The 6,000-nt window shown below is 46.0% G+C and carries 6 protein-coding genes, 1 pseudogene and 1 CRISPR repeat array; of the genes and pseudogenes, 3 read left to right on the top strand and 4 right to left on the bottom strand.

Going from position 1 to position 6,000, the window contains the following annotated elements; translation table 11 throughout:
• Positions 1–103: 103 nt before the first annotated feature.
• The 3 genes from ACN0TT_RS04590 to cas6f (ACN0TT_RS04580) are packed head-to-tail and all read left to right on the top strand — an operon-like array spanning position 104 to position 962.
• Positions 104–397 carry a hypothetical protein gene (locus ACN0TT_RS04590; protein ID WP_417760965.1) on the top strand — a complete coding sequence of 98 codons (294 nt, stop codon included), beginning with the start codon at positions 104–106 and terminating at the stop codon, positions 395–397.
• Positions 398–405: 8 nt separating this feature from the next.
• Positions 406–738: a type I-F CRISPR-associated endoribonuclease Cas6/Csy4 gene (cas6f, locus tag ACN0TT_RS04585; RefSeq protein ID WP_417760964.1), complete on the top strand. Its 333-nt coding sequence runs from the start codon at positions 406–408 to the stop codon at positions 736–738.
• Positions 739–746: 8 nt separating this feature from the next.
• Positions 747–962: a type I-F CRISPR-associated endoribonuclease Cas6/Csy4 gene (cas6f, locus tag ACN0TT_RS04580; RefSeq protein ID WP_417760971.1), complete on the top strand. Its 216-nt coding sequence runs from the start codon at positions 747–749 to the stop codon at positions 960–962.
• 130 nt (positions 963–1,092) lie between these two features.
• A CRISPR array of direct repeats spans positions 1,093–1,960; the repeat unit is 28 nt; unit sequence GTTCACTGCCGCACAGGCAGCTTAGAAA.
• A 344-nt stretch (positions 1,961–2,304) separates the two neighbouring features.
• Here the strand turns inward: cas6f (ACN0TT_RS04580) and ACN0TT_RS04575 are convergent.
• The 4 genes and pseudogenes from ACN0TT_RS04575 to ACN0TT_RS04560 all read right to left on the bottom strand — a co-directional run.
• Positions 2,305–2,436: pseudogene (locus tag ACN0TT_RS04575) on the bottom strand (IS256 family transposase); the annotation flags it as partial.
• A 111-nt stretch (positions 2,437–2,547) separates the two neighbouring features.
• Positions 2,548–4,194 carry a sigma 54-interacting transcriptional regulator gene (locus tag ACN0TT_RS04570; protein ID WP_417760963.1) on the bottom strand — a complete coding sequence of 549 codons (1,647 nt, stop codon included), beginning with the start codon at positions 4,192–4,194 and terminating at the stop codon, positions 2,548–2,550.
• A 172-nt stretch (positions 4,195–4,366) separates the two neighbouring features.
• A complete protein-coding gene (locus ACN0TT_RS04565) occupies positions 4,367–4,624 on the bottom strand; it encodes a cytochrome c3 family protein (protein WP_417760970.1) in 258 nt (85 codons plus the stop codon).
• A gap of 104 nt (positions 4,625–4,728) precedes the next feature.
• Positions 4,729–5,937 (bottom strand): DcaP family trimeric outer membrane transporter, encoded by a 1,209-nt coding sequence (locus ACN0TT_RS04560; RefSeq protein ID WP_417760962.1) that lies wholly within the window; start codon positions 5,935–5,937, stop codon positions 4,729–4,731.
• Positions 5,938–6,000: the final 63 nt, after the last annotated feature.

Raw genomic sequence — 6,000 nt, 5'->3', positions numbered from 1 at the left:
AGCAGCGGCGGTAGTTCTAGCTGAGCAGCTCTTAAAAAATGGCTATGCACTGGCGGATTTATGAGGGGATCCTTCAGGGCTCAATCTCAGTGGTGTACCTATAGTGAGTAATATTAAAGGGTTTTCTGTGGCTGGTTTGACACCAAAAGACTTTATGGGCAGTTTCACAAAAGGTAAAAAGAAGGTTTATGGTAATCCTTATCTAAAAAAGGAAATGATAAAAGGGCAAGGAGAAGTGACATCTATGCTGACCAAAGCCAGCGGGCAGTTGGAAATTAATATCGATGTGGATCGAGACAAAGCTCAAGAAATCAAAACTTTGATTGAAAATGCTGGGGTATCAAGCTTTTACCTTGGAAAAAAGGGACTGGCTTACGTTTCAAGCATTCGACTTTAGGAGCAATGATGGACTCATATATTGATATACGGCTGATGCCTGATGCTGAAATGCGTGATGCAGAATTGAGTAGTAAAGTGTTTACTAAATTTCACAAAGCACTGGTGACGTTACAGAGCAATAAAATTGGTATTAGCTTTCCTGAAGTAAATATAAAACTAGGACGATTATTTCGTTTACATGGTGAAATGAGCGCACTGCATGATTTGCAGGGGTTAAATTGGTTAGGCCCTTTGGCAGGATATTGCAAGGTTACTACGGTTACTAATGTGCCAGACCAAGTGCAATATCGCATCATTTCAGTTAAACGCAGTAATTTAAGCAAAGCAAAGCAAAGCTAACGCGTCTAATTGCCAGAGGTAGCATAGATAAAGATGGTGAGAAACGTTACAAGGCAAAAATGCTTAGCGAAGGGTTTGATAATCCATACCTTGATCTATCTAGCGGTTCAACAGGGCAGGTGTATCGAAAATTCTTTGAGTTTAGTGATATTCAAGCTGACCCAATTGATGGTGAGTTTGATAGCTATGGTCTTAGTAAAACCGCTACAGTACCTTGGTTTTAACCCTATATTTTTGCTCTTTTAAAATATGCTTTAAATACAAATAGTTGCAGTGGGTAATTTTTAACAAGGTAAAAAGATGATTTTTACCTTAACAGCCTGTTGCAGCTTATTTTTATTGGTTTATTCTATTGTTCACTGCCGCACAGGCAGCTTAGAAAAGCTGCGCGAACTGCTATCAACCTTCCGCCTTGTTCACTGCCGCACAGGCAGCTTAGAAACGGAAGCGACCGCCGCCGCTTTTGATGATGAGGTTCACTGCCGCACAGGCAGCTTAGAAAAGAAGCGGCCAACGTAGTCCCGTTAATTCGTTGTTCACTGCCGCACAGGCAGCTTAGAAAGAGCACGTTGTTCATTGTAAACGCCTTGACCGGTTCACTGCCGCACAGGCAGCTTAGAAAAATACTAAGCGTGGTGGCGTTCGTGAGGGGGCGTTCACTGCCGCACAGGCAGCTTAGAAAACAACTGTTGGGTGTACGCAATGGGTAATCGCGTTCACTGCCGCACAGGCAGCTTAGAAACATCAGGTGCGGTCCAGTAGAACGACTCATAGGTTCACTGCCGCACAGGCAGCTTAGAAAACCTAGCTGATCAACCCGCACATCTTCGGCAAGTTCACTGCCGCACAGGCAGCTTAGAAATTATGAATAGCCGCTCACTAAACGGAGTTGAGGTTCACCGCCGCACAGGCAGCTTAGAAATCAAATTCACCACGCTATTTCGCGGTGAGCACGTTCACTGCCGCACAGGCAGCTTAGAAATCTAACGACAAACGATTAGTTTTACCAATTATGTTCACTGCCGCACAGGCAGCTTAGAAAACCACTGATCACAATGCGCTAGTCACTAGCCAGTTCACTGCCGCACAGGCAGCTTAGAAATTGTATTTTTTCGCCACGCGCGTCAGCCAGTTGTTCACTGCCGCACAGGCAGCTTAGAAAGCCTGCTCAAGAAACGCAGCCGTCATTTTGTAGTTCACTGCCGCACAGGCAGCTTAGAAAATTACCGCCACCTGCCGCCCCTGCGCCCTGCTGTTCACTGCCACCCATACTTTGCAACGATAAAATGATTACAGGTTGTTTAAGCCCCAAGCGATTTGACATCATCTTACTGATAACCTTGATGTTACAATGCTTGTTTTGGTTGACGGGATTACATGCTTCGAGCCGAGGTTGGCAGCGAGACTTGCGGGCCAACACGGTATCAACACGCAATGTGCTGTCTATCGTGCGACTAGGACGCGAGGTGTTACTGCAATCAGGTTATTGCCGCAGCAAGGCAATTAAGGACGATTTTAGGCCAAGATGGTTGCGCATTAGCTGATTTATGAGTGGCTCCTTCAGGGCTAGATATCTAACATACCATCTAAGCGTCTCTCGAAGTGAATCGCCAGTTGAGACAACGTCATATTCTAGTTCTGGATTGGTATTGTCCAGTTCTTAGAGGCGTTCAATATTCCAGCGTACAGCAGCTCGAGCATCTCACGGTCAGGCTCTCAGCTCCGTCGCTCACACTGACCTGATGGGGGAACCTTATAATCGCATATGAAAGCCCTCGGCTATGGTGCACTAGGAGTTGAATTCGCGCATTAATTTTCGGTTTCGTCATGGGCACTATATTCTTTGAGTTTACGATATAGTGTAGCAACGCTCATCCCCAGCTTATCGGCCGCTAAGCTCTTATTATGGTCCAGCTTATCCATTACACTTAGAATATAGTCACGTTCAACTTCATGTAGTGCGCGAATACCGTCTGCTGTCGATGGCGGCGGTACAACATCGCGGATCTCCTGCGGCAAATCTTGCGGTTGGATCTGTGCGTTACTCCCCAGCACCGCAGCCCTTTCGATAGCATTAGCCAACTCGCGGACATTGCCTGGCCAACCGTAGTTGAGAAGCAGATCCGCCGCACGATGATTAAAGCCGGTGAAGTTTTTGGCTAATGTGTCATTGAAGCGATTCAGAAAGAAACGGCATAACGGCAGAATATCCTCGCGGCGCTCTCGTAGTGGAGGGATCACCAGTTCGATCACCTTCAGGCGGTAGTAAAGATCTTGGCGAAACGCACCAGTCTCTACCGCTTGTTCAAGGTTCTTGTTGGTGGCAGAAATTACGCGAATATCGACTTTAATGGTACCGATATCACCCACTTTACGCAGTTCGCGCTCTTGTAATACTCGTAACAGTTTTACCTGCATCGCGGGCGATAATTCTCCCACCTCATCAAGAAACAAAGTGCCGCCGTTAGCACTTTCAATCAGACCGACTTTAACATTGTTGGCACTAGTAAACGCGCCTTTGCTGTGGCCGAAAAGCTCATTTTCTAGCAAGGTTTCAGCCAATGCACCACAATTAATTGCGACAAATGGTTTATCTTTCCGCGGGGATTGATCGTGAATAAAACGCACTAATTTCTCTTTGCCGACACCACTTTCACCTGTCACCATCACCGAGGTCGGTACCTTGGCAACATTTGCTGCCATGTCCAACAGACTACGCATAACATAGCTGGTCGAAACTGGCGAACCGCCGTCATCAGAGCTGGCTCTGAGGCTATCTTTAATTTTGACTTGTAGGCTTTGGGGTAAGCTGGCATCCCATTTAAGCATTTTACTAAATTGAGTGGCGACCGATTCATTGCTGATGCCGTTGTAGAATGGCAGTAGAGGGGTGATTTCATCCCCCCACTCTTCAACATAATTCCCCATCAAATGACAATATTGATCGCCACGCGCTTGGCATTCAGTTTCCACAAAGTAGACCGTACGCTGTTCCACATTAGACACATAGCCACTGGCAAAGCCAATATGTTCCCAGCAAACGGTCTCGTCGGCTAAGCCGTGCATTCTTAACTGCTGCTCGGCTTCATATAGGCCGACGAAATAGCTGTCCACGAGAGGCTTCTGTTCAATGCCATCACGGCGTTGGCTACTGAGCACTTCACCAAAGCCGTACATGGAACTAAGTAGTGGCCCCAATTTCCCTTTACGAGCTTCTGCCCAAGCTTCTGGCATCTGTCGTTTGATGCGCTCAGCAACTAACCACCCTTTGGCAAAGCCAGCGCGTATCACTATCGATTTAGTAATTTCTGGCCCCAAAGTTTGGCATAACTCCATCCGCTGCACGCCTTGGGAGAATAGATCGGTCAAATAGATACGCTGCCCGAGAAAACTCATAGAGCCACCACGGGGCTTAAACGACAGCATCTCTCTTAAGTCCAGCTCTGATGTATGCACACTCATCTCTTTAACGACGGCTACTTATAACAACATTAACAAAAATTCATTTTTTTAGTTGTGACTCCTCTCAATATTAAAAATTTTCATTTCACCTAAAAAATATTCTCGGCAAAATTACTGGATATTGCCGAGAATATTAAGCCAAATTTGATGGAGCAATGTTCAGGCTCTAGGGAACGTTAAAGTCAAACTCGTGGCAGTTATTGCAATAGTTTTCCGATTGCTCATGTTCATGATGGCAATTTTCACATTCTAATTGCGGGCCATAGTGTGGAGAATCATGATTATCGGGTGCACCGTGATAATCTGTTTTCTTTTCTGGTAATTGATGACAAGTCAGACACTTATCCATTTCCACATAATCAAACGGCGTGGTTGTATGACAACTAGTACATTTCAATCCCGCTGTCTTATGATGCGGCTTCATGTTATTAGCTAATACATTGGTACACACCAGTACCATTGCGATTGCGAGTACACTCGCGATAGATTTGCTCATCATCTTCAACCTCTAAAATCTTCTGACTTAAATTAGAAAGCGTATTTAACGTAAGCTTGGTAGCGCGTCATATCGCCATCCTGTTCCAGCAGGTTGGTCAAACGGCCGTGAGTAATACCAAAGGCATACTGCAAATCTTTAGTTAGGTCGTAGTACACGTAAGAGTGCACACCAAGAGTATGCTTAATGGCTGCACCACCCAAGAGACCACTTTCAAACTGATCTTTGTCTTGTTTGGCGTAACCTGCTCCGACAGTGACTAGCAGTTTGTCAGTCGCTTTAAGCTGAAGACCACCGGTAATGCTTGTATATTTGACGGTGTCAATTTCGCCTGTAGCATCTAAACCAGCACCTGCGTTATACCCCAACCCTGCATAGCGACCGATACCATCACCATACATAGCGTTCATCACCACTTTGTGGTCAGCGCCAAATTTCATGCTGGCACCAGCAGCTAAGCCATAACCGAAGGCGGATTTACCGTCGATTTCAAAGCGACGCAGTACGGCGCGAGGAGAGAAGGTGAATGTGTTATTCGCGTAGAAATACTTAACCACCATGTCAGGTACTTTGTCTTGCGCGACAGTGCTACCACAGTTTGTTAAGTAAATAGCTGGACCAGCAGAGCACAGACCATTAGTTGGGTTTTCTAAACTTACGCTAACGTTGTGACCTGGACGGAAATCGTGTTGATAACGGATCTGTGCTTGACGCGCAAATGGGTTGCCTGGATCAGCCGCAAAATCCATTGTTGGCATGCTGCTGGCGAAGTCCATGAAAGTGGTCCACGTTTGCCCCGTCAGAATGGTCTCATTACCGTTTTTCAGTTGGACGTAGGCATGGCGAATACGGAAACCGTGGCTGTTTGAAAAAGTAGGGCCGTCAGCATCGATATCAGCAAAGAAATCACCTTCGATTTTGCTGGTTAACGTACCGTATTCAGTTTCTTTAGCGGTTGCAACAAACAGACGGCTTTCACGGGCTGTCAGATCGAGGTCATTCGCTTCAGCATCGGGACTGCCATCAACCGCAATATTATAAACACCGAATAAGTCACCATTTTGCGGTGCACGATGAACACCGTCAGTATCGTAGTTCATCATCAATTTAGCATAACCGCCCACTGAGACTTTGGTGCCATCAACATCAAAGTCAAACGCATTTGCATTCGCAGCGGCAAACATCATCGGCAGAGCACAGCAAGCCGCCAGCGCGGTTAATTTTGTATTTAGAGTTTTCATATATCATTTTCCCTGTAACGAATTCGGATAACCCAACTCCATATTGGGTTATCCTGCTGCCTA

This window comes from Shewanella sp. (assembly GCF_048265805.1).
GTDB lineage: Bacteria > Pseudomonadota > Gammaproteobacteria > Enterobacterales > Shewanellaceae > Shewanella.
This window is presented reverse-complemented; position numbering and strand designations above follow the sequence as displayed.